This window comes from Bradyrhizobium commune (assembly GCF_015624505.1).
Classification (GTDB): Bacteria; Pseudomonadota; Alphaproteobacteria; order Rhizobiales; family Xanthobacteraceae; genus Bradyrhizobium; species Bradyrhizobium commune.
The window spans coordinates 2,496,832-2,519,501 of the sequence record NZ_CP061379.1; the positions used below are offsets into that span (position 1 = coordinate 2,496,832).

16 protein-coding genes are annotated in these 22,670 nt (G+C 63.4%); 7 read left to right on the forward strand and 9 right to left on the reverse strand.

Going from position 1 to position 22,670, the window contains the following annotated elements:
* Positions 1-14: 14 nt before the first annotated feature.
* Positions 15-1,391, reverse strand: coding sequence for a GHMP family kinase ATP-binding protein (locus IC761_RS11755; RefSeq protein ID WP_195803399.1), 1,377 nt, complete (start codon positions 1,389-1,391; stop codon positions 15-17).
* Between the two features lie 295 nt (positions 1,392-1,686).
* On the opposite strand from IC761_RS11755, the gene IC761_RS11760 reads away from it, so the two are divergent.
* Positions 1,687-3,738 (forward strand): hypothetical protein, encoded by a 2,052-nt coding sequence (locus IC761_RS11760; RefSeq protein WP_195803400.1) that lies wholly within the window; start codon positions 1,687-1,689, stop codon positions 3,736-3,738.
* 24 nt (positions 3,739-3,762) lie between these two features.
* Here the strand turns inward: IC761_RS11760 and IC761_RS11765 are convergent, their stop codons facing one another.
* The 3 genes from IC761_RS11765 to IC761_RS11775 form a co-directional block, all read right to left on the reverse strand.
* Positions 3,763-6,624, reverse strand: a complete 2,862-nt coding sequence (locus IC761_RS11765; RefSeq protein ID WP_195803401.1) for a hypothetical protein — start codon at positions 6,622-6,624, stop codon at positions 3,763-3,765.
* Positions 6,625-6,697: 73 nt separating this feature from the next.
* Entirely contained in the window at positions 6,698-7,408 is a 711-nt protein-coding gene (locus IC761_RS11770) for a class I SAM-dependent methyltransferase (RefSeq protein ID WP_195803402.1), read from the reverse strand.
* Positions 7,408-8,469 carry a glycosyltransferase family 2 protein gene (locus tag IC761_RS11775; RefSeq protein ID WP_195803403.1) on the reverse strand — a complete coding sequence of 354 codons (1,062 nt, stop codon included), beginning with the start codon at positions 8,467-8,469 and terminating at the stop codon, positions 7,408-7,410. Before IC761_RS11775 ends, IC761_RS11770 begins: the two co-directional genes overlap by 1 nt.
* 263 nt (positions 8,470-8,732) lie before the next feature.
* Here IC761_RS11775 and IC761_RS11780 point away from each other — a divergent pair, with 263 nt between their 5' ends.
* The 5 genes from IC761_RS11780 to IC761_RS11800 all read left to right on the forward strand — a co-directional run bounded on the left by IC761_RS11780 (position 8,733) and on the right by IC761_RS11800 (position 14,974).
* Positions 8,733-9,998, forward strand: coding sequence for a class I SAM-dependent methyltransferase (locus IC761_RS11780; RefSeq protein WP_195803404.1), 1,266 nt, complete (start codon positions 8,733-8,735; stop codon positions 9,996-9,998).
* Between the two features lie 58 nt (positions 9,999-10,056).
* The gene (rfbF, locus tag IC761_RS11785) at positions 10,057-10,830 is read left to right on the forward strand and encodes a glucose-1-phosphate cytidylyltransferase (protein WP_195803405.1); all 774 of its coding nucleotides are present in this window, start codon (positions 10,057-10,059) and stop codon (positions 10,828-10,830) included.
* Positions 10,812-11,909, forward strand: coding sequence for a CDP-glucose 4,6-dehydratase (gene rfbG, locus IC761_RS11790; RefSeq protein WP_195803406.1), 1,098 nt, complete (start codon positions 10,812-10,814; stop codon positions 11,907-11,909). The genes rfbF and rfbG overlap by 19 nt, the downstream gene beginning before the upstream one ends.
* A 48-nt stretch (positions 11,910-11,957) precedes the next feature.
* Positions 11,958-13,190: a Gfo/Idh/MocA family protein gene (locus IC761_RS11795; RefSeq protein WP_195803407.1), complete on the forward strand. Its 1,233-nt coding sequence runs from the start codon at positions 11,958-11,960 to the stop codon at positions 13,188-13,190.
* A gap of 140 nt (positions 13,191-13,330) precedes the next feature.
* On the forward strand, positions 13,331-14,974 hold the full coding sequence (locus IC761_RS11800) for a carbamoyltransferase family protein (protein WP_195803408.1): 1,644 nt from the start codon (positions 13,331-13,333) through the stop codon (positions 14,972-14,974).
* A gap of 939 nt (positions 14,975-15,913) precedes the next feature.
* Here IC761_RS11800 and IC761_RS11805 read toward each other — a convergent pair.
* Positions 15,914-17,137: a phenylacetate--CoA ligase family protein gene (locus IC761_RS11805; RefSeq protein ID WP_195803409.1), complete on the reverse strand. Its 1,224-nt coding sequence runs from the start codon at positions 17,135-17,137 to the stop codon at positions 15,914-15,916.
* An 86-nt stretch (positions 17,138-17,223) separates the two neighbouring features.
* Between IC761_RS11805 and IC761_RS11810 the strand changes: the two genes are divergently transcribed.
* Complete coding sequence (locus IC761_RS11810; protein WP_195803410.1) at positions 17,224-18,369, forward strand: AGE family epimerase/isomerase; 1,146 nt, start codon at positions 17,224-17,226, stop codon at positions 18,367-18,369.
* Here IC761_RS11810 and IC761_RS11815 read toward each other — a convergent pair.
* The 4 genes from IC761_RS11815 to IC761_RS11830 all read right to left on the reverse strand — a co-directional run bounded on the left by IC761_RS11815 (position 18,366) and on the right by IC761_RS11830 (position 22,666).
* The gene (locus tag IC761_RS11815; protein ID WP_195803411.1) at positions 18,366-19,205 is read right to left on the reverse strand and encodes an ABC transporter ATP-binding protein; all 840 of its coding nucleotides are present in this window, start codon (positions 19,203-19,205) and stop codon (positions 18,366-18,368) included. The two genes, IC761_RS11810 and IC761_RS11815, sit on opposite strands and share 4 nt — an antisense overlap.
* Positions 19,206-19,368: 163 nt before the next feature.
* A complete protein-coding gene (locus IC761_RS11820) occupies positions 19,369-20,652 on the reverse strand; it encodes an ABC transporter substrate-binding protein (RefSeq protein ID WP_195803412.1) in 1,284 nt (427 codons plus the stop codon).
* 43 nt (positions 20,653-20,695) lie between these two features.
* Positions 20,696-21,769, reverse strand: a complete 1,074-nt coding sequence (locus tag IC761_RS11825; RefSeq protein WP_195803413.1) for a branched-chain amino acid ABC transporter permease — start codon at positions 21,767-21,769, stop codon at positions 20,696-20,698.
* Positions 21,770-21,772: 3 nt separating this feature from the next.
* On the reverse strand, positions 21,773-22,666 hold the full coding sequence (locus IC761_RS11830) for a branched-chain amino acid ABC transporter permease (protein WP_195803414.1): 894 nt from the start codon (positions 22,664-22,666) through the stop codon (positions 21,773-21,775).
* Between the last annotated feature and the right edge of the window lie 4 nt (positions 22,667-22,670).

Below are 22,670 nucleotides of genomic sequence, written 5' to 3' on the forward strand. Positions count from 1 at the left end.
TCGTCTCACATGCGTCAGGCGGATCGCGCCGGAAAACGCGACTTCCAGGTCCGCAGTCCGTTTTCTTCGAACATGATGCGCGAGCAGCTGTGCCCCCGCTGCTCCAGTGCCGCGATGAGCTGGTAGCGCTCGAACGGACGCACGAAGAACATGAAATAGCCGCCGCCGCCGGCACCCAGCAGCTTGCCGCCGACCGCGCCGTGCTGCCTGGCGAAATCATAGATCGCATCGAGCGCGTTCGACGAGATCTTCGAGCTGAACTTCCGCTTGGCGTGCCAGGCCTCGTCGATCAGCCGCCCGCATTCCAGCAGCTGGCCGCGCAGCAGGTGCCGCCGGATATCGCGCGTCACTTCCTTCTGCTTCGCGGCCGCCGCGACCGCGTCGCCGGTCTCGTGCTGGGCTTTCTGGTCGCGGTGGATGGCGCCGGAATCGTGGCCCGAGCCGGTGTAGCAGAGCACCAGGCTCTCCTCGAGCTCGGCGATGATATTGGTGTCGAGGCGGAGCGGCACGATCGTGTTCTGGTCGGAGAAGAACTCCATGTGATTGAAGCCGCCGAACACGGTGGCGTATTGATCCTGCCAGCCGCCCGGGATGTTGAGCATCAGCCGCTCGGCCTGGAACGCCATCTCCGCGATCTCGTGGCGGTCCCACTGGTCCGAACGGAATTCGTTGAAGCAGCCGATGATGGCGGAGGAGACCACCGCGGAGCCGCCGAGGCCGGAACCGACCGGAAAGTCGGCCGAGACCTCGAGCTCGAAACCGTAAGTCGGCTTGATCAGGCGCACCACCGACTTGATCAGCGCGAGATCACCGCCGGTGCCGAGCTCGGCGAGATCGTCGGCCTCGACCGTGCAGCGGAAATCGTGCGAGTAGATCCGGATGCGGGCATCGCTGCGGCGCCGCAGCGTCGCGTGGGCGTACATCTTGATCGTCGCGTTGATCACAGCGCCGCCGTCATTCGCCACGAAATAATGCGTCAGATCGGTGCCGCCGCCGGAGAAGGAGATCCGCACCGGCGAGCGGGCGCGCGCAAAAACCTCGCTCTCGTCCGAGAGGTTGAAGAGCTCGCGGCTGAAGACGTCAACCAGCCGGCCCTCGACGTCGAGGATCGGAATCACGTGCACACGCTGGTCGAGCAGCTTGAGGATTTGCTCGCGCGGTCCGCCGGCGCGTGCCCAGACGAAATTGCGGTTGACGCAGGCTGCGACCTTGTCGTGGATCGTGGTGCCGGTCAGCATCCGCCTGCGGATGTCGCCGTCGGTCACCGCGCCGACAATTTTCCCGCCCGCGTCCTGCGCAAAGAGAATGCCGAGCATGTTGGCGTTGAGGCGCCGGAAGGCTTCCTCAATCGTGGCTGTCTCGGCGATGGTGACGTGGCTCTTGTCTGCCAAAGTTCATGATCCAAAAAGCGAAGGCTATTCCGCCACTTATCCCCAGATGGCAGCCGCTCGAAAGGCCGGGGGGTGGGGTCGTAGATACGGCAGGGGGGCGGATGATGCAAGTTTCGGGAAAGCGCCCGAACCGGCCTGCCTCGAGGCGCCGCCGGCACTAGTTCCGCTCGATCGTTGGTGGCCGAGACGGCGCACTGGCCGCTGAGCCCAGAATTGGCTATTCGAACCATGCCACGTCGTGGCCAAGGCTGTTTGAGCGTCTCCTCAAACAGGGTACGAAAAGGATCTAGCCCGCTTGCACTCCCCGCTGAACAAGCCAGAAGAATTGGACCGCAGTTTCGGAGTGAGCCGAGTCTCGCCTGAAGCTGGCTCGATCTGTTTCGCCGCGGTTTTCGTCTGCGCGATGTCGGCGACATCGGCGGTGATCTGCGCCGTCGTGCGGGGCCCTCTTGGAAGTCCCCACTGGTTCGTGTTCGTAAAGGCGTTCCTGCTGCTGGCGGCCGCCGTCTCCTGCGTGCTGGTGCTGACAACCCGTCACCGGCAGGGCCATGCCGGGGTGGTGCTGGGCGTCATCGCGATTTTGTTCTTGCCGTGTCTGGCATGGCTGGATCGTGTCTTGGCGGACGTCGTCATCTACCCGATTCTGCTCGGGGTGGTCTTCGTTGGCATCTGGCGCTTCGCTGTACTGGTGCGCGGCATGGCGCGGCCGACGTTGATGCTGGCCGTGGCCAGCGGCTGCGGTGCGGGGATCTGCTACTTCTTCGTCGTGAACGCAAAGGGCTACGCTACCGTTCTTACGCCCGAACAGGCGGTGACGGGCCTGCAGCACCTCGACACGCTGTTTCACGCCTCGATTGCCAACATGCTGGTGAAGACCGGTCACTTGAGTACGGGGCTGGACGGCTTTTTGCCGATCAAATACCACGTTCTCTCCCACATCTGGATTGGGTGTATCGGCCTCTGGCTCGGCGTCACGACGCTCGAGAGCTATTATCTCGTGGCGCAGATCATCGCCATTCCGCTGTTGTTCTTCAGCCTGATCGCAGCTGGGGCATTGCTGCGGCGACCGGACGACCAATCGCCGGACAGCGCCCTCGTCACGTTCGTACCGCTGCTGCTCCTTGCGGTCGCTGACCTCTGGGGCTGGACGTCCTACCTCGTATCCGAGAGCTACTTCCTTTCTCTGCTTCTGTTCCTGTTTGCGATGCCGCTATTCGCCGAGATTGCCGACGAGAGGTCACCGCTGCGGCCTCCGTTGTTCGCGCTGGCGATTGCAGGAACCCTGGTCCTGTTCTCCAAGATTTCGGTCGGGGTGATTTTTTGGGGAGCCACTGGTTTCCTGCTTTGGCGGCGAACGGGGCCGACCGCCCTGAACCTCGTCAAGCTTGCGCTGCCCATCGGACTGCTGGTCGGGCTTGCCAGCATGGTCAGTTCTCCCGACGCCGGCACCTACGTTCACACGCTGAGACTGCTCAGCTTTGCGCGCGAGTACCCGCGCGGCGCGCTACCGAATATCGTCGCCAATCTGGTGCTGCTGTACGGTGCGGCGTCGCTTTGGTTGGCCGGTTCGCCGTCCGAGAAGCGGCTGGCCGAAACATTTGCACTGTTCGCGATCGGAAGCCTTGTTCCGGCCGTGCTGCTCGACATCGCGGGAGGGTCAGCATTCTATTTCGCCAATGTCGGGACCTTCGCCTGTATCGCCTTTCTGACTGCGTATGGCGTTCCGGCGATTGAAAGGCGAGGTCATTGGGCATTTCGTCCCGCCATCGTCCTCGGCATTCTCATTGCCGTCGGCCTGGCCACCGATGAGAAGAGAAACAGCCCCGGCAAACTGGCGGCACAGTTTCGGGAGTTGAACGATCGAGTCCACGCGCTCACTGGCGCCGACGACGCGGCCCCACTCCCGACAGCGCGTGCGATTGCCGCGCTGCTTGCGCCTGCCGGGAGCCTTCGGCGAGAGATCGGTGATGGCATCAAGCGCGTGCCGGGAACTCAATCGATTGAGACGCTGCTTTCGTTGAGTGGAGGGCAGACGCGCCATCTGGCCGTGTTCGTCGCGCCGGGCAATCGGCCGTTCTGGACCACTTATCTCGATTGTCGAGGAGACCCGTTCATCATTCCGGCAATCCTTGGGGTCCCTATGCTCAAGGGGATCAATCCTCCGGAATTCAAATGTGCCAGAGACATTTACTATACGACCAGCCTCTACAGGGACGACGCGATCTCGGAGGCATCGACCGACGAGCAGCTTTGCGCACGGGCATCCGGCTTCGGGCTGGATACGTTATTGGTCCTCTCGGCGCCGCGCGAAGGCCGGAAAGTGAGCTGCGCTGTCCCGCAGCGATGAGTATCGCGGCGGCGTGCCGGCGTTCTACTCGGAGCTCGAGCGCTCCTTCAGATTTGCGATGATCCGCAATTGTCTGGTGTTCTGCGCACAGAGTAGCTCTGCTTGAGCCTGCGAAATCGGTACGCTCTTTTCGTCGGCTAGCGTCCCGGTGACGGCCAGTCGCTCCACGCCGGCGAGCTGGCTGATCGGCGGCAAGAGCTGCCGGCAGGCGGCTTGAGGGAGGGCAAAGAGATCGATCGTCAATTGGGATCCGGATTTCTGCAAGGACATGGTCCCCGAGAACGACACCAATCGTCGGCCGGCGACAAGATTTGGAGGAACCGTCGCACCCGCGCGTTCGAGCGCCGGATAATTCAGAGCGCCGTCCGGGAGGGCGCGGCTTACTGCGCGAATCCCGTCGATGAGCGCCGCTAGATCCGCTGTGCGTCCGCGCGATCGTTCAACGATTTCTTCAGCCAAGTCCATGGTCTGCTCGCGGCAATCATCGGCAGCTTGCGGATCGCCCGTCTTCCGAATCCTGTAGGCGGCAACGTCCGGCGTCGAGCCGCGAAGCTCGCACAGCGCGCCTTGGGTGCGGAGCCGCTCCAGGATGGCCCTTTCGAGCTGCCCCAGGCCCGCAACGTCGCGGCGCACGAGGACCAGATCGCCGCTCGCAAGCGTCACATCTTCTGCCAGGATACGCTTGAACAGCGCCGGCACGAGTTCATCGGAGAAGGTGAACGACCGAGGCCAAGTGTGCCACTTGTCGGTATACATCAGCGCAATGTCGCTGAGCATCTGCCATCCGTCAGAGCTCTCGCCAAGCAGCACGGTAACCTTGGTGGCCTTGCCGGAGAATCGTTCGATGAGACCTTTGGCGTCCGCGACGATTGTGCGGTCGTAGTCGTCCAGCGACCAAAGGGAGTTTCGGCTGTTCAGCGCGAGTTCGCGGTTCACCGTCTCGGACAAGCTTCGCGCCAGGGCTGCGGGGCTGCAACGATCGTGGTCCCTACATTCCTGCAGCAGCAACGTATAGGGTGAATCGACGCGAAGCACGTAGAGGCAACAGAAGATTGAGGCCCAGAACACGGTCGCAACGGTTACAGCCGTCAGCCTGACTGCCACGCGATCTCCGCCAAGCGCACGGCCCGCCAGCCAGAGCGCGGCGGGTACGAACAAAAGTCCGAACGGCAATAGCGCGATGGCAACGGTAAAGTCGACCGAGCGGCCGGCGTAATAAGCGCCCGTCAGCGCCGTCAATATCGCGGCCGGCAATGCATGTTGTAACCAGGTGTCGTTCAAGATCTGTCGCGAGGCGGATCTGCCGTCGATCGTCAACCGCCAGCAGCCGGCGATCGTGATCGTGACCGCGGCCATGATCGGCATCCACCCCCAGAACGCCGCGTCGAACGGGACCGACCAGAATTGCGAGAGCGGGTTGTAGCTCGACAGGAAGCCGAGATAGATGTTGAAGGCCGGCCAACTGCCAGCCGCGGCCAGCGTGCCGATCGAGAGCACGGCAAGTCCAGCGATCATCGGCAGCGCGGCGATCGCGAAATCCCTCATGAGCCTGGTATAGTTCAGGTCGCGCAGATTGATCGGGGTGAGCGATCCCGCATACAGGGCCGCCGATCCGACGAAGGCCTCTATGCTCCACAAGCTGGAGAGAAAGCCGGCGAACAAAGTGAGCGCGGAATGTCGGGAGCCTCGTCGCGCGCCGAGCGCAACGGCCATGAGCAAAATGGGGAGATAGCGCGCGCCCAGCACGGACGGAGCGGCATTCACGTTGCCCTGGCCGTTGTCCCAGCTGGACAGCCAGAACAGGATGAATATGAGGCCGAACCAGACCGCGGTGATCCGGGTTCGCGTCGACTGCCAGAGCGCGATCAGAAAGAGGCCGTAGAAGGTCAGATTGCAAAGCTGGATGGCAAGGTTGGCGACGGCAAAGGATGGTGGCCCGAGCCGGAAGGCAAGGTAGGTGGCGAGGACGGGGCCTGGACCGTATTGTGAGAATGTGTCGACCATCAGCGTGCCGCCGTGCAGCAGATGCAGGGCGGGCCCGATCACCGTCATGTAGTGAAACGCGTCGGCAGCAAGCGAGAAATCGAAACTGAGGACGACGCTCGCGACGAGGGCGACGGCCAGGGCTGCCCGTTGAGCCGATTGGAGCCGCGCTGGATGATCGACTGCAAGGCGTCGCTCGAGGATCAGAAAGCCTGCGCCGCCGGCCACGAGCAGCGCCGCAGTCAATGTCGCAAGCAGCAGGCTCGGCAGATCCGGAAATCCTCCTGGCGCTGTCGGAAAGAGGAAGCTCAAAACCGGGGTGAAATATCGATTTTCCGGTTCGATCCTGAACAGGGTGATCACTGCGGCTGCGAAGGCGAATGCGAGCGCAAGCGTCTGTGTCGGCCTTGAGCTCCATCGCGCAATGATCGCGCCGGCCCGATCAAGGAATCCTTCCGTTCGGACCGCGAAGCGCAACCACGTGATCAGCACGATATATCCGACGGTCGAGACTTCGGCCACGTGCAGCGCGGCTTTGCGCCAGAACTCCATGCCTCCCTTGCCGGCCCAGCCGACGATGGCGACGAGGGCAAGGCTGGCCAGCGCCGCGACCGCGCACCACACATTCGCGGCTTCCAGCAGTCGGCCTGCCTCTGGCGAACGACGATCCAGCCAATCCTGTAGCGTCATCGTAACTACCGGCAGGACCGACATCCCGGTGACAAAAACCAGCATGGTTCGGGACCGGGGGGCTATTCCCAACTGCTTGGCGAGCACGATCTCGAGCAGAAGGCCAAGGAACGTCAGAGCAGCGCTCGAGAGTATCGGCGCCACGTCGTCGAGCCACGCGCATGATTGCTGCCGCGCAACCTCGCCGTAAGGTTCGTGCACGTTTGATTTCATGGGGTGGTTCCGGAAACCTCAGGCTGTGATGAACGGCGCGGGGCAGGGCTGCGCCATTCCCAAACGACGAATCTTACGAGGGCACGTGAGCAGCCATGCAGTATTGCGCTCCGAGCGGCAGCCAACCGAGGCTCGTATCCAGCCTGTGGAAGAATGGCGTGTCGAAAGGAGTGAAGATGATGAACTGCCGCTTCGGATCGACCAGGCCCGCGGCACGGAACAGCTTTGCGAGCTGACCGGAGTGGAGCAGCACGGCGTTCTGATCGAACGGGCAGCTCCTGACGATCTTCTGCGTCAACGGATTGACCGGATTATGCTCGATGATGATGACGAGGCCTCCCGGCCGGACGACGCGGGCCGCCTCGACGAGGAAGGATTTCCAATCGTCCGGCGGAACGTGATGCATCACGGCGATGGCGTAGGCGATGTCGAAACTGCGGTCCTGGTAGGGAAGTCGCGTGCCTTCATAGACGTCGTAGTGGACGTCCGGGTTGCTGGCCCTGGCTTCCTCGATGACCGTCCCGGCGACGTCGATCCCGGTCAGCCGGATACCCGATTTCTCCGGCGGGAGATGCGGATGAATGAGGCCCTGTCCGCAACCGATATCCAGCACATCGAGCGGTCGCAACGCCCCCTCCTTGAGCTGTGACCGGACCGTTGAGAATACGTCCAGCAAATACCGCGCCTTCGCGCGCGTAAAGAAATCCTGCGGCTGGCCGCTGAAGGCGATCGCATTGTCGATCTGCTGGCTGTAGCCGTCGCGATATTGGTCGAATTCCGTCATCACGCTTGTCCTGTCCCGGTCCTGCGAAGCATCTCGGCCGGCGCCTCCCGGGCAGCCGCTGACGGTGGTGCTTTCAGCGCCAGCCGATCCAGTGACGTATCGGTCACGTTGACGCTGTACTCGATCACAGTCGTCGGCCGCGAGCGCACCTGGTTGTAGATTCGTCCGACATACTCGCCGATGATTCCGAGAAAGATGCCGTTGAGGCTGATGCCGAACAGCAGCAACACCGTCGTCGTGGCAAAGCCTGCCGGCCAGTTGATGCCGAAGAACACCCGGGAGAAGATGTAGAAGAAGCTCGCAAGGCACGTCAGCATCGAAACTCCCAGCCCGACGAAGGCTGCGAGGCGAAGTGGAAAGATCGAGTGCGTGATCAATCCGTCGACTGCGAGCGCGATCAGCTTGCCGAGCGGGAATTTGCTCACGCCGGCCTGCCGCGCCTGCCGGTCGTAGGCGACGCCGGCCTGCTTGGTGGCGAGCAGCGAGGTCAGGCCGCGCGTGTAAGGCGCAACGTCGTCGATCAGATGGAGCTGATCCAGCACCGTGCGGTCGATCAGCCTGAAATCGCCGCTGTCGAGCATCAGATTGTCGTCAGACAAGCGCTTGAGCAGCCGGTAGTAGAACTGACGCGCCCATTGGAGCGGCTTACTTTCCTGTCGAAAGCGCCTGATGCCCACGACCACGTCGTGCCCCTGCTCCCACAACTCCAGAAATCGAGGGAATACACTCGGCGGGTCCTGCAGGTCGCAATCGATCTGGATGGCCGCGTCGCCGGCTGCCAGGCGGTAGGCCGTCAGCACGGACCTCTGAAATCCGAAATTCCTGGCAAAGCGCACCGCGCGCACGCGCGGGTCCTTTTCCGCCAGTTCGGAAATGATCGAGATCGAAGCGTCGGTGCTGTGATTGTCGGTGAAGATGATCTCGAACGCGTAGCGGTCCTTCATCTGCTCGAAGACGTCGCCGACGGCCTCATAGGCCCTGCGAATATTGCCTTCCTCGTTGAAGACGGGGATCAAAATGGAAATGAGCTTGCGCTCGCTTTCAACAGGCGTCCTGCGCATTACCCTAGTTGTCCTGCTTGTATCGATAGGTCTTCGGCCGAGGGTTGATATGGGCTCGGAAATGCTAGTAACAGATGCGGGGCTTTGCGCAAGATAGCCCAGGCCCCTCCGTGGCAAATTACCTAGTGTTGCGAAGGACATATGCTTGATTAATGGGGGGCTTTCCAGTAAGGGTCGCCGGGCGCGCCCGGCGTCGCGCGCCGCCCCCGGATGGCTTTCATCCGGAAATCTTCCGTATCTCGTTGTCGCAATTAAGGTTCCGAATGCCCAACGCATCACATCATGACATCCCGACCGGGAAGCTGACGCGCTGTCAGGTTTGCGGCTCCGAGCGGCTCGAGCTCGTTATCGACCTCGGCCATCAGCCGCTCTGCGACTCGCTCCCATCGAAGGCACAGCTCGATGGTCCCGAGACGAGCTATCCGCTGCGTCAGGTGTGGTGTCGTGATTGTTCGCTGTCGCAGATCGACTACGTCGTTCCTCCAGAGGTCGTATTCCATCCGGAATATCCTTACCGCTCCGGCATTACCAAGGAGCTTGCGGTCTATCAGGATGCGTTCGTTCAGGACGCGGTCGCTGACCTCGCGCTCAAGCCGGACCAGCTGGTCGTCGATATCGGCTCCAACGATGGAACGCTGCTATCCGGGTTCAAGCGACGCGGCATGCGCGTTCTCGGCATCGAGCCCACCAACATCGCGCGTATCGCGCGGGAGCAGGGCATCGACACCTTGCAGGCCTTCTTCGACGAGGAAACCGCGCGCAAGGTCGTGGAGACGCACGGCCACGCGAAGGTGGCGACCGCCACCAACGTGTTCGCGCATGTGGCGCAGTTGGGCAGCTTCATCCGCGGTCTGGAGCGTCTGCTGGCGCCCGATGGTGTTTTCATCCTCGAGAACCACTATTTGCTCGACGTCATCGAGGGCGGGCAGTTCGACACCATCTATCACGAGCACCTGCGAACCTATTCGCTGAAGTCGATCGTCAAGCTGTTCGAGTTCTTCGACTTCACGTGCGTCGATGCGCGGCGGGTCAGCCGTTACGGCGGCAACATCCGGGTCTACGTGGCGAAGGGCAAGGGACGCCCGGTCAAGCCCGCACTCGCAGAGCTTTTGAAGGCGGAGGACGATTTCGGCCTGTCGCGTCCGGAATGCTACGAGGCCTTCCGCGCGCGCGCCGAAAAGGTCAAGCGCGACCTCCTCGAGCTCGCGCTCGACTGCAACAGGAAGGGCCTTAGCTTCGTCGGCAATTCATGCCCCGGCCGCTGCAGCACCCTGCTGAACTATGTCGGCATCGATCGCACGCTTATGCCGTATATCTGCGAGCAGCCCACCTCGCTCAAGCTTGGCCTGCATCTGCCCGGAAAGCAGATTCCGATCGTGGACAACGAACGCCTGATCCGCGAGCAGCCGGATTACGTGGTGCTGCTCGCCTGGCACTATGGTCAGCCCATTGCCGAGCAGCTGCGGGCGAGAGGACTGAAGTCGAAACTGGTCATGCCGTTGCCCGAGGTCCGCATACTGCCGGATTGAGTGATGCGCCGGACGTCGGGCCGGCGTGCGCGGGGCCGCTTCTGGTAGGAAGAGTGTCATGAAAGCGATGATCCTGGCCGGTGGGCTCGGCAGCCGTCTCAGTGAGGAGACCTCCGTACGACCAAAGCCGATGGTCGAGATCGGCGGGCATCCGATTCTCTGGCACATCATGAAGATCTATTCGTCGTTCGGCATCAACGACTTCGTGATCTGCCTCGGCTACAAGGGCTATCTGATCAAGGAATATTTCTCGCACTATCTGCTGCATACGTCCGACGTCACGATCGATCTCAAGAACAACCAGATCGACTTTCACGCCAGCCGGTCCGAACCGTGGCGCGTGACACTGGTCGACACCGGTGCCGAGACCGAGACCGGAGGCCGCATCAAGCGGGCGCTGCCTTATGTCCGCGATGATGATGCGTTTTGCCTGACCTATGGTGACGGCGTTGCCAATGTCGACATCGCGCAGCTGATCGCGTTCCATCGCTCGCACGGCAAGCTCGCGACCGTCACGGGCATTCGTCCGCCGGGCAGGTTCGGCAGCCTCCAGCTGGAGGGCGCCGTCGTGAAAGGATTTACCGAAAAGCCCCTCGGCGACGGCGGATGGATCAATGGTGGATTCTTCGTGCTCAATCCCCGGATCGCCGAACTGATCGCCGGCGACGCCACGACCTGGGAGCGGGAGCCGCTCGAGCAATTGGCCGCGAGCGGTGAGCTGCGCGTGTTCCGCCACGAAGGGTTCTGGCAGTCCATGGATACGCTGCGAGAGCGCAACCTGCTCGAGGGGCTTTGGAAAGGGAACAACCCGCCGTGGCGCATGTGGACGTAAACCCGGACTTCTGGCGCGGCCGGAATGTCCTCGTGACGGGACATACCGGCTTCAAGGGCTCCTGGCTGAGCCTGTGGCTGTACGCCATGAAGGCGCGCGTTTCCGGCTTCGCGCTCGATCCGCCGACCTCGCCGTCCCTGTTCGAACGGGCCCATGTCGCAGACATCGTCGACGACGCGCGCGGTGATGTCAGGGATATCGAGGCGCTGTCGCACGCACTGGCGAAGAGCAGGCCGGACGTCGTGTTTCACCTGGCCGCACAATCGGTGCTGCGCGAATCCTATGTCGACCCGATCGGCACCGTCTCGACCAACGTGATGGGCACGTTGAATGTTCTCGAGGCGGTGCGTCAGTTCAATCTCAAGGCAAAGGCGGAGCGCTCCGGTGACGGTGTCCGCTCGCTCGTCATCGTCACCAGCGACAAATGCTACGAGAACCGCGAATGGGTATGGGGCTATCGCGAGAACGAGGCGATGGGAGGCCACGATCCCTATAGCACCAGCAAGGGCTGCGCCGAGCTGCTGATGACATCGTATAATCGCAGCTTCGCCGAGCCGGCGGCGGCCTCGGCTCGCGCGGGCAACGTCATTGGCGGCGGCGACTGGGCGAAGGACCGCATCGTCCCGGACGCGGTCCGCGCCTTCGCGATCGGACGCGCGCTGGAGGTGCGCCGTCCGCGCGCCATTCGTCCGTGGCAGCATGTGCTCGAGCCGCTCTCCGGCTATCTGCTGTTGGCGGAAGCCCTGTCCGGCAAAGGCGTAGCCGTCGCGGAGGGCTGGAATTTCGGCCCGGGGCCGGAAAGCGAGCAGCCGGTGGAGAGCCTGGTCGATACGCTCGCCGCGATCTGGGGCGACGGTGCGCAGTGGTTGCACACGGGCGGCGACGAGCTGCACGAGGCGACGTTCCTGAAGCTCGATTCGTCGAAGGCGCGCACGACGCTTGGCTGGCGGCCGCGGCTCGGATTTCGCGACGCGCTGAAATTGACGGCCGACTGGTACAAGGCGGATCTGGAACGTCCGGCATCCTCGATGCAAGAATTCACTCTTGGCCAGATCCGCGATTATTGCCGCGCGGTCTGATCGAACGATCGGAGGACTCGCTTCCTGAGGGGCGAGGCGAAAGCTCGCATGACTGGTCTCACGGTGGCCCTGATCGGAGGCGGACGGTGGGGGCGGACGCACGCCTCCGTCCTCGCACAACTCTCCGACCGGGTCGCGCGCGTACTGTGGGTCTCGCGCCACAACAGGGAGGCCGTGGACGCGTTTCTCGCAGACCTGCCGGGAGCAGGGGACAAATTCACCGCGGTTCAAAACCTGGACGCGATGCTGGCCGCGCGGCCCGATGCCGCCATCGTCGTGACCCCTGCCGCCGATCACGCCGAGACCGCCGGCATCCTGCTTCGTGCGCGTGTGCCGACCCTGGTGGAGAAACCGCTCGCGCTCAGCGCGGATGGCGCAAGACGCCTGGTTGAGCAGGCGGCCGCGTACGATGTTCCCCTTCTCGTTGGCCTGCATTTGCTGACAGCGCCGTTCCTGCATCATTTCCTGGGTCTGACGGCCGGGCGATCTGTGGCCGCCGTCGAATTGGAATGGCTGGACCCCGAGCGGGAAATCCGACACGGCGTGGAGAAGTTCTCCAACGTCACGACGCACAAGGTCGACGAGATCATCCCGCATCTGTGGTCGATGCTGCATCTGGTCGACGATGGTGCGAAGCTGCAACTCGATAAGGTCGGGCCGCTGGCGCAAGGCGCGGTCAAGGTGGAGCTCGGCCTCGGTCAATCCCGCGCAACCCTGCGGTTTGGACGGAGAGCTTCGGTACGAAAGCGGCGCATCGAGCTCGAATTTCGTGACGGCGGTTATGCCGAGCTCGACTTCACTGTCGAGCCCGGCAGGATCATCGTCGACGGGGTCGAGCAACCGAGCTTCGTATCGGACAGCACGTACGGGCCGCTGGCCGTCGAGCTTGCCGGCTTCCTGGACATCGTGCGGCTGGGCCAGGACATTTCGTCGTCTCCCCAATCGGCGTCTCGTTGCATGGGGGCGGTCGAATTGGCTGAAATGGTGCGGGCCCGGCTGATCGCGGAAGAGGCGAGCGCTGCGGCGGCACAGCTCGCGCGCGGGGGCGCGATGAGGGATCCCGATGTTTCGGCCTGGATCATCGATAACCTTGCCCCGCTCCTGGACATTCGCGAACCGCGCACCGAAAGCGAGAGGCGGGAGCTTGCAGACCTCATCATCGACGCCGTCGAGCCTGCGAGCTCGCCAGCCCATGCCGGGGACGACAGGTTGGGCCCTGCGATCGCGACAATTAGGCAAACGGACTTCCTTCAGCGCCTGACAAGGGGCCGGTCGGTCTGAGACTTCAACGGCAACTCGGCGCTTCAGTGCAATCCTTCCCGGCGTGGGCCGGGACGCTCGCTTGGCCGACGACGTCGCCAATCATGCGAGATTTACATTGCCCTCAGTTCCTATAGAAGGCGATCCGGAGGTATGCACGAATGTATGTGATTGGGATCAGCTCCGGCATCAAGCACGGTCACCACGACGGCGCGGCCGTTCTGCTTCGCGACGGTGAGTTGATCGCGGCCGCCGAAGAGGAGCGCTTCACGCTGGCCAAGCACGCGCGCGGCGAGCTGCCGCGCGGCGCGATGAGCTTCTGCCTCAAGCAGGCCGGCATCACCATGCGTGACGTCGACTGGATCTGCTCGCCGCTGAAGACCTACACCAACTACACCCAGCGCCTCACCGAATACTTCAAGTACCAGTTCGGCCATGGCCCGAAGATCGAACTCTACGACCATCACCTCTGCCACGCCGCGAGCTCGTTCTACGGCTCCGGCTTTTCGGAAGCGACGGTTGCCTGCTTCGATTTCTCCGGCGACTCCAGCGCCGGCCTCGTCGCGCATGCGCGCGGCAACGACTTCCGCGTGCTGACGCGGTTCGGACGCCATAACAGTCTCGGTCTCTACTACGGGATGCTGACCCAGTATCTCGGCTATCAGATGACCAATGACGAGTACAAGGTCATGGGTCTGTCCTCGTATGGCAGCCCCGACTATCTCGACAAGTTCGCAAAACTGCTGCGCCCGAACGGCATCAGCTACGAGCTCGATCCCGAGCTCGACAAGCGCCGGCGCGACGCGGACATCTTCACCAGCGATTTCTCGACGCGGCAGGAGCGCATCTTCACCGAGAAAATGGAGGAGCTACTCGGGCCGCGGCGGCTGCGCGGCGCGCCGCTCGACCAGCGCCTGACCAACATCGCCGCAAGCGGCCAGAAGCAGCTCGAGATCGTTGCCACCGAAGTGATCCGTTCGGCGATCGCCGAGACCGGCTGCGGCGATGTCTGCATCGCCGGCGGCGTCGGGCTGAACTGCAAGATGAATATGGAGATCGCGGCGGAGCCGTCCGTGAAGCGTCTCTACGTTCCGCCGGTCCCGCACGATGCGGGCGTGGCGCTGGGTGCGGCGATGATGAAATGCGCGGAAGCCGGCCACACGATCGCGCCGCTGACTCATGCCTATTGGGGCCCGGAATATTCCAATGACACGATCCGGGAGACGCTGGACAAGATCGGCGCGCGCTTCGAATTGCTCGATGATCCGGTGTCGCGCTGCGTCACCGATCTCGCCGAACAGAAGACTGTGGGCTGGTTCCAGGGCCGCATGGAATATGGCCCGCGCGCGCTCGGCAACCGCTCGATCCTGGCGGATCCGCGCCAGGCCAGCATGAAGGACCGCATCAACCTCACGATCAAATATCGCGAGGAATTCCGCCCGTTCTGTCCCTCGGTGCTGTACGAACGCCAGGCCGAGTATTTCGAGGACGCGTTCGACGCGCCTTTCATGGTGGTGACGTTTCCGGTCAACGCGAAGGTCGCCGATACGATGCCGGCGGTGGTCCATGTCGACAACACCGCACGCATCCAGAGCGTCCACCCGGACAGCAATCCGCTCTACAGCCGCCTGATCGGCGAGTTCGCGAAGGCGACCTCATTGCCGGTGCTGATCAACACCAGCCTCAACATCAACGAGCAGCCGACCGTGAATGCGCCGCTGGAGGCGCTGCATACCTATTTCTGCTCGGGACTGGACGTCCTGTACCTTGGCCCATACCGCCTGTCCAAGACGGTCCGGCATTGATGCACATTGGGTGAGAGGGCGTCGAGGCGTCAGGTGCGACAAATCGCCCGGTGCTTCGATGGACTGCGTCCGCTGACGGCTTGCACGTTCATGTGGCATTCAGTGCCGCTCAGCCATCGTTACGCTGCGCAGGAGACGACACGATGTTGATCACGACGATTGCGACCGCCCTTGCTCTCTATGCAGGCCAGGCTCTGCCGGCTGCCGGCTCCGACCGCGCGTTCGAAGTGCAGTATGGCGTTCCGCGGCATCCGCCGCCCTGCGGAAACGGCTGGGACCTGAGTGCGCGAGACGGTTTATGTTATCCGAACGGTTACCTGCCTCCTCAGGAGCAGGAGGCGCGGCGGCGGTATTACCAGCCACAGTATGGCGGGCCGGACTACTATGGTGAGCCTCAGCCCTACCGTCCTTACGGATACCGCAGGCGCCCGGTCCCATGTGGCGATGGCGCAGACGTCGATCTTCGCGATGGCCGCTGCTACCCGACCGGGACCGTACCGCGCCAATTCCAGGACCGGCCAGAGAACTACTACCGCAGGTATTGAGGTGTGATCGCTACAGACAAGCCAGCTTCGACCCAAGGATGAGTGCGCCAGTTGCGGTACATTGTGGGTCGAATTCTGGTGTCCCGCGCTAATCTGTGAATTAATTAAGCGTTAACTCGAATCACAACCCAGTGCAGAAAGTGGCCCGCCGCGTTTTCCTTCTTCGACAGAATCAAGCGCAGCTTTTATGCCGGCATTGCGGAAGTACCGGGCAGAGATCACTGACGATTCCTTCCAGCCGTTCGATACCGTCGCAAATGACAATTCATCGGCTGCCGTAAGATCATCAGAGTCGACAGGTTACAAACAGGCCGCAGCAATGCTCGTGGCCGCTCTCGGTTTCGCTGCCGTGATGCTTCTGTATGTGGCGGTCGTCGTCCCCTGACAGTTGCCATCACCGCTCGTCCGCGATCACCTTGCCGTCGTTCGGCAGCGCGCCTGGGCTGACCAGTTCGACATTGCCGCCGAGCTTCGTCACGGCACGCAAGGTGCCTGCGATCTCCTCGCGCAAGCTCTCGTTCGCCGCCGCCGATTCCGCCTTCAGCGTCATCGCGTCGGTCTCGCCCTGGCGCGTGACGACGAGGCGCAGCCGTCCGACCGCGGCATGGCGCTTGCCGATCTCGGCGATCTGCTCGGGCCGGACGAACATGCCCTTGACCTTGGTGGTCTGGTCGGCGCGGCCCATCCAGCCCTTGATGCGCATGTTGGTTCGGCCGCATTTGCTCGGACCCGGAAGAGCCGCGGTGAGGTCGCCGAGCGCGAGGCGGATCCAGGGATGATGCGGGTCGAGCGAGGTCACCACGATCTCGCCCACGTCGCCCGGCGTCACGGGATCGCCGGTGCCGGGCTTGACGATCTCCATGATCAGATCCTCATTCACCACCATGCCGTCGCGGGCTTCAGTCTCGAAGGCGATGAGGCCGAGATCGGCGGTGCCGAAGGCCTGGTAGGCATCGATGCCGCGCGCCTTGATCTCGGCCTGGAGCGAGGGCGGGAAGGCCGCACCGGAGACCAGCGCGCGCTTGATCGATGAAATATCGCGGCCCGCACTTGCCGCCGCATCGAGCAGGATCTTCAAAAAGTCCGGCGTGCCGCTATAGCCGACGGGACGGTAGGCCTCGATCAGCTCGAACTGCTGTTCGGTGTTGCCGGGGCCGGCCGGGATCACCGCACAGCCGAGCGCACGCGCGGAGGAATCGAAGATGAAGCCGCCCGGGGTCAGGTGGTAGCTGAAGGTATTGAGCACCACGTCACCCGCGCGGAACCCGGCCGCGAACAGCGCCCGCGCACCACGCCAGGGATCGGCCTGCCGGCCCTCCGGCTCGAAAATCGGACCGGGGGAGGTAAAGAGGCGGGCAAACGACCCCGGCGCCGCCGCCACGAAGCCACCGAAGGGCGTGGAGGCCTTGTGCAGGGCCGGCAGTTCCGACTTGCGCAGCACTGGCAGGCCCGCCAGCGCCGTCCTGGAGGTCACTGCGGCCGTATCGACACCCCTGAGGCGCTCGGCATAGCCAGGCGCGCTCATCGCGCTGCGCAGCACGCTGGGGAGGCGGGAGAACAGCTCGGCCTCGCGCGCAGCCTGCTCGCGCGTCTCGAGGGCGTCGTAATGGGCGGTCATGGCTGATCTTTCCGGGTTGGCATCCGTTGCACGCCGCTGCTTCCATGGGTATCAGACGGCCATTGGCGGGGCGTGGAGAGAACGCGATGGCGGATGAGCGGATCATGGCGGCGGACGAGGACGTCGTCGCGCGCCTGAAGCGCCGTATGATCGACGATGCAATACCGCTGTGGTCGACCGTCGGCTGGGATCACAAAGCGGGCGGATTCATCGACCGGCTGCACCGCGACGGCACGGCGGATACCGCCGCGCCGCGGCGCGTGTTCGTGCAGGCGCGCCAGATCTATTGTTACGCCAAGGCGGCGCAGATGGGCTGGTACCCTGAGGGACACGCCATCGCGCTCAAGGGGCTCGAGCATTTGCTGGGACACGCGAAGGCGCCAGACGGCCGGCCCGGCTATGTGCACCGGCTGACGCCGGACGGCGCGGTGCTGGATTCGCGACGCGATGCCTACGACCACGCCTTCATCCTGTTCGCGCTCGCGACCGTCTATGCGATCGACAAGGACGCGCAGGTCCGCGCCGAGATCGATGCGCTGCTCGCCTTCATCGACGGACACCTGCGCTCGCCGCATGGCGGCGTCCACGAAGGCCTGCCGGTGTCGCTGCCGCGCCGGCAGAACCCGCACATGCATCTGTTCGAGGCGATGATCGCATGCTTCGACGCGACCCATGATCTGTCGTTCCAGAACCGCGCGGGCGAGTTCTTTGCGCTGTTTCTCGCCAATCTCTACGACAAGCAGACGCGCGCGCTCGGCGAATATTTCGAGGAGGACTGGTCGAAGATCGCGCCCGTCAGCGTCGAGCCCGGTCACCAGGCGGAATGGGTGTGGCTGTTGAAGGGGTTTGAGCGCATCACGGGTTGCCCGACCGGACAGCGGCGCGCCGAGTTGCTTGCGTCCGCGCTGCGCTATCGCGACGAGGCGACGGGCTGCCTGATCGACGAGGGCGACGATGCCGGCAACATCCGTCGCGCGACGCGCCGGCTGTGGCCGCAGACCGAGATCGCGAAGGCGTGGATCGCGCAGGCCGAGTCCGGCGAGACGGGCGCGGCAGACGAAGCGCGCGCGGCGCTGGCGAGGCTGGAACGGCATTATCTCAGCCATCCCGTGAAGGGCGGCTGGTACGATCAGTTCGACCGCGACGGCAACTCGCTGATCGACACCATTCCTGCGTCGTCGTTCTATCATGTTCTCTGCGCAGTCACGGAAGCGGAGCAGGTTTTGGGTTAGAGCCACCGCTTGCGCCGCTTGAAACTCTTGAGGTTCTTGAAACTCTTGCGCTGGTCGCCGGCACCGCCGAGGTAGAACTCCTTGACGTCCTCGTTGTCGCGCAATTCGTCCGCGGTGCCGTCGAGCACGACCTTGCCCTGCTCCATAATGTAGCCGTGGCTTGCCACCGACAGCGCAGCGCGTGCGTTTTGCTCGACCAGCAGGATGGTGACGCCGAGGTCGCGGTTGATCTTCTGGATGATCGAGAACACCTCCTTCACCAGCAGCGGCGACAGGCCCATCGAGGGCTCGTCCATCAGGATCATCTTCGGGCGCGCCATCAGCGCGCGGCCGATCGCGAGCATCTGCTGCTCGCCACCGGAGAGATAGCCGGCGAGCCCCGTGCGCTCTTTCAGGCGCGGGAAGTAGTTGAAGACCATGTCGAGATCGGCATCGACCTCGCGGTCCCGGCGGGTGAAGGCGCCGAGCTTGAGGTTTTCCAGCGACGTCATGTCGGCGACGATGCGGCGGCCCTCCATCACCTGGAAGATGCCGCGGCGCACGATCTTGTCGGGATCGATGCCGTTGATGCGTTCGCCCTCGAACAGGATCTCGCCGCGCGTGACCTCGCCGTCCTCGGTCTTGAGCAGTCCCGAGATCGCCTTCAGCGTCGTCGACTTGCCGGCGCCGTTGGCGCCTAACAGCGCCACGATCGCGCCCTTGGGCACGTCGAGGCTCAAGCCGCGCAGCACCAGGATGACGTCGTCATAGACAACCTCGATGTTGCGCACGCCAAGCAGGGGCGGTGCGGGTACGATGGTCGGGGAGGGACGCTCGATGCGAGCCGTTTCGCTCATGGCCAGTCACTTTCTCGATGTCGTCGCCCGGCTTGACCGGGCGACCCAGTATTCCAGAGACGCCACAGATTCGCTGAGAAGCTGCGGCGTACTGGATCCCCGCTCCAGTGGGCACTGCGCACAAGGCGGGGATGACAGTTGCGTGCGTGGTCAATGCGTGGGCTCACCACCCAAACCATTCCGGCTTGCGCGGCAGCTCCACCGACTTGACCTTCTCGAGCTTGATCGTGCCTTTGCCCATGAGGTCGTTGATGTCGCCGTCGGTCGCGCCGGAGACCTTCGAGCGATAGAGATCGACCTTCATGGTCCCGCGGTGGTCCTTTTCGGTCCAGGTCGAGGGATTGCAGACGCCTTCCATGCCGGCCGGCACCCAGTCCTTCTTCTGGTAAAAGCCCTTGGCGACGTTTTCGCCGGTAGCGCCGCCGTTCTTGGCGGCCCAGTCGAGCGCCTCCTTCATGTAGAGTGCCGAGCAGACGGCCGCGATGTAATGCACGGGACGATAGACCTTGCCGGTGGGGTCGGACATCTTCGAGATCTCCATCACCGTCTTCATGCCCGGCGCATCGCCGCCCCAGCTCACTGCCGTGCGCAGCGGAAACACCACGCCATCGGCGGCGTCGCCGGCCGCCTTGGCGCCGGCCTCGTCCATGCCCCAGACGTTGCCGAGGAACTGGACGTCCACGCCCGCGGCCTTGCACGCCTTCAGCACCGAGACGTTGGATTGCGGCGTATTACCGAGATAAGCGTAGTTTGCCCCCGAGCTCTTCAGGCTGAGACACTGGCTGCTGTAGTCGCCGGGGCTCAATGCGAACACCAGCGGCGGCAGCACCTCGAAGCCGAGCTCGGTGGCGAGCGCCTCGCCGGCGGCCTTTGGCGCGTTGGGGTAGGGATGATTGGCGCCCATATGGACGTATTTCGGCTTGCCCGGCTTGCCCTTGGCCTTCCAATCGTCGGCCGCCCACATCAGCATCGCGCGCAGCGCATCTGAATAGGTCGGACCGTAGAAGAAATTATAGGGCGCGGGCTTGGCCTTGCCGCTGGTGCCTTCGGGATCGGAGAGCGCAGCCGCGTAGGAGCCGGACATGTCGGGGATCTTATCCTGCGCGAGGAAGCCGGTCAGCGCCTCGGTGTCCGCCGTGCCCCAGCCCATGATCGCCGCGACCTTGCTGTCAGGCGCCGACCACTTCTTGTAGAGCGCGATCGCGCGCGGCACCTGATAGCCGTAGTCGTTGGTGTCGACGTTGAGCTGCTTGCCGCCGACGCCGCCATTCTTGTTGACCCAGGCGAAGGTGTCGGCGACGGCCTGGCCGAACGGCGTGCCGACGTCGGCGGTGCCACCCGAGCGGTCTTCGAGATGGCCGATCACGATCTGCGCCTGCGCGCCGGCCGAAAAGGCCGCAATCGCAAACGCGAGCGAGGCGGTGCTCAAAAGGGATTTTGTCTTCATCGGTCGTCTCCTCCTGTTATTGGTTTGTTGATTTGGCCCGCCCTCAATGCGAGAACGGGTAGAGTTTCCAGTACGCTTTGATCTGCCGCCAGCGGTGTGCGAGCCCGTCGGGTTCGAACATCAGGAAGACGATGATGATCGCGCCGATCGCGATCTCGCGCAGGAAGGTGAGGTTGTTGTTGAGCGAGAGCGCCTTGTCGATCGCGCCGCCCTTGAGCGACAGGCTGATGAACTCCATCGATTCCGGCAGCAGCACCACGAAGGCGGTGCCCATCAGCGTGCCCATGATCGAACCGGTGCCGCCGATGATGATCATGGCGAGGAACAGGATCGAGCGCTCGATGCCAAAGCCTTCCTGCGAGACCACGAGCTGGTAGTGCGCGTAGAGCGCGCCGGCGATACCGGCGAAGAAGGCGGCCAGCCCAAACGACAGCGTGCGGTATTTGGTGAGGTTGATGCCCATGATCTCCGCGGAGAGATAATGGTCGCGGATCGCCACCAGCGCGCGGCCGTCGCGCGTGCGCATCAGATTGGTGACGAGAATGTAGCTCGCGAGCACATAGGCCAGCACGACGTAGAAATACTGCCGGTCGCCGCGCAGCGTGTAGCCGAAGATCGAAAACGGCTCGGCGCTCGCGGGCACCGAGCCGCCGGAAAACCATTCGGCTCGGGAGAAGAAGTCGAGCAGGATATATTGCGCGGCAAGCGTCGCGATGACGAGATAGAGCCCCTTCAGCCGCGCCGCCGGAATGCCGAAGATCAAGCCGACAAGCGCGGTGACGACACCGGCGAGCGGGATCGCGAAGAACACCGGGATCGGCGTGTTGTTGGAGATGTAGGCCGAGGTGAAGGCGCCGAACAGGAAGAAGGCGGCGTGCCCGATCGAGATCTGCCCGGTGAAGCCGACCAGGATGTTCAAGCCGAGTGCTGCGATCGAGAAGATGCCGATCTGGATCAGGATGCTCAGCCAGTAGCCGCCGAGCAATTGCGGCACGAGGCAGAGCAGCAGCACGCCGAGAATCGCAAAGTTGCGGCTGGTCGTGGTCGGGAAGATCGTGGTGTCGGCCGCGTAGGAGGTGCGGAAATCACCAGCAGGGATGAGGGCAGGGCCGGCCATGGATCAGATCCGCTCGATGTCGTGGGTGCCGAACAGGCCGTAGGGCTTGATCATCAGCACGATGATGAGAACGTAGAACGGCGCGATCTCGTAGAGATTGCCCCAATGCAGATACTGGCTGTCGACATATTGCGCGATGTTCTCGAGCAGGCCGATGATGATGCCGCCGAGCACCGCGCCGCCGACGGAATCGAGCCCGCCGAGGATCGCCGCTGGAAACACTTTTATGCCGTAGGCGGCGAGGCCGGACGACACGCCATTGACCACTGCGACGACGACGCCGGCGACTGCCGAGACCGTCGCCGAGATCGCCCAGGCCATCGCGAACACGCTCTTCACGGAAATGCCGAGCGACTGTGCAACCTGCTGGTTGAACGCCGTCGCGCGCATTGCTAGGCCGTACTTCGAGGCACGGAAGAACCAGGCCATGCCGATCATCATCGCGAGCGACACGACGAGGCTCATGACGTAGACGGTCTGGATCTGGAGGCCGAACAGTGCGACCGACTGGCTTTCGAACACCCGCGGGAACGGCTGCGGGTTGACGCCGAACATCCATTTCAGCGTGGCCTGGAGCACGGTGGAGAGGCCGATCGTCACCATGATCACGGAGATGATGGGCTCGCCGATCATCGGCCGCAGGATCAGCACCTGGATCGCGATGCCGAACACGAACATGAACACCAGCGTCATCGGCATGCCGATCCAGAACGGCACCTGGTATTTGGCGAGCAGCGCCCAGCACACCCAGGCGCCGACCAGCAGCAGCTCGCCTTGCGCAAAATTGACGACCTGGGTCGCCTTGTAGATCAGCACGAACGACATCGCGACCACGCCATAGAGCGTGCCCACGACGAGGCCGTTGACCAGGAGCTGGATAAGGAAGGCGGTGTTCATGTCG